Source organism: Mesorhizobium sp. M7A.F.Ca.ET.027.03.2.1 (assembly GCF_003999175.1).
GTDB lineage: Bacteria > Pseudomonadota > Alphaproteobacteria > Rhizobiales > Rhizobiaceae > Mesorhizobium.
Genome location: NZ_RZOM01001277.1, coordinates 1 through 1,514, shown reverse-complemented (window position 1 = coordinate 1,514; position 1,514 = coordinate 1). Strand labels below are relative to the sequence as shown.

General features: G+C 67.2%; 3 protein-coding genes. All 3 read right to left on the bottom strand.

Annotated features, from left to right (window positions below; genetic code table 11):
* Nucleotides 1-17 precede the first annotated feature (17 nt).
* A complete protein-coding gene (locus EN750_RS33795) occupies nt 18-266 on the bottom strand; it encodes a hypothetical protein (RefSeq protein WP_145968176.1) in 249 nt (82 codons plus the stop codon).
* Complete coding sequence (locus EN750_RS33790; protein ID WP_127399236.1) at nt 266-751, bottom strand: hypothetical protein; 486 nt, start codon at nt 749-751, stop codon at nt 266-268. Before EN750_RS33790 ends, EN750_RS33795 begins: the two co-directional genes overlap by 1 nt.
* A gap of 155 nt (nt 752-906) precedes the next feature.
* Nucleotides 907-1,514 (bottom strand): hypothetical protein (locus tag EN750_RS33785; RefSeq protein ID WP_210212792.1); only part of this gene is annotated, 608 nt, incomplete at its 5' end.

Sequence of the window (1,514 nt, the reverse complement as noted above, 5' to 3'; positions counted from 1 at the left end):
GTCGTGAACAGAGCGCATCAGCGCCTCGCCATGCTGTCGGTCGGCTTGCCGCCGGCAGCGATGTGGGCGTCATAGAGTACGCGTCGTGCGCTGGCGGTCAGCGGCTCGCCGTCTTTGTCCACGAAGTAGCAATCGAGCGTCTCATCGATCAGCTGATCGTAGGTCGGCGCGCAGGCAGCACAGAGCGTGCCGGACTCGTCGGGATACGTTGGCGCGGTATCGTCAATTGGCTTGGCGCAGGCCAGGCAGGTGATGCGATGATCCATCATACCCCCACCACCTTCAGCCCGCCGGCGGCCTGGACGCCGGCAAGCGCGTCGTCGATCGATGCGGTGAGGCCCGCGATCTTCGAGCTGATGGCGCGCAGGATGGTTGCCTCGTTTGATGTCACGATGCCGTCCGCGCGCGCCTTCACCGTCTCGACAACAAGCTTGCCGGCCTGCTCGACCAGCCCGGCCACCTGCTCCTCGAGGTGGGCGACGCGGCTGCCGCCGTCGGTCGCATCGGTCAGGCAGCGGCCATGGAACTCGGCCATGACGGCGGTGACGAACGGCCGGCCGCAATCCTCTTCCAGCGTTAGCACCACGCTGAGTGACATCAGGTCTCGGTCGAGACCGCCATTCCAGCGGCCGACCTGGCCCTTGGAATAGCCGGTCTTCTCCATGACGCGGGCGATGCCGCCGCAGGCCTCGACGAGATCGTGCTGCGCGGCCAGCAGGCGCAGCTGCCAGCGTGTCGTGAATTCGCTCAATTGGGCCTCCTCAGGCAAAAGCTTTCACGCGGCGGGAATTCACTCCGCCGTTTCCCGTGGTGGGACAGTCTCAAAGGGTTCAGTGTTCGGGCCTGTCCTCCAAAGCGCAGCGCGAAGGAGGACGTCAGTTCATGGAAGCCCGCAAGCAGATGCACTCATGGTCCGCCCCCTCGAAATCGGTTTGCCGCCCGGCGCGCATGCGCGCCGGCGAGATCGTCATCCAGATCAGCCACCGCACGGGCCAACACCCCGGCGCCGATCATCGTGGCGTATTCGGTCAGCGCCAGCGCGACGGCGCGCGCGTTGGCGCAGCGCTCGTAAGCGGCGATCGCGCGCACCAGCACCATCACATGGTCGGGCAGCAGGATCGCGTTGCTGGTGTGGGCGAGCGCGCCGGCCGAAGAGGCATCAACTGCCGGCGCGCTGTCCTGGCCGGAACGAACGCTAGCCGGACAGGAGGACCTGTCCTCCGAAGCACGCAGCGCGCAGGAGGATTCGGTGAAGTGGGCAAAAGGGGCGCCGCCCAGGGAGGAGCCGGACGGCGCGGCTGCGGCTTGGGAGGGCAACGCAGCGGGGAATTCATAGTCGACGGCGCCAGCCTGGCGCGGCACGAGACGTTCGGTGAAGCCGACGCCGGCAAGCCGGGCGCCACGGTCGGCGAGGGCAGGAGAAGCGAGGCGCGGGCTCATGCTGCAACCTCGGTCTGCGGGGCGGGCATTGGAGCGGTGAACTTCTCCGGCCTGTTGTCTTTCAACCAGGCCAG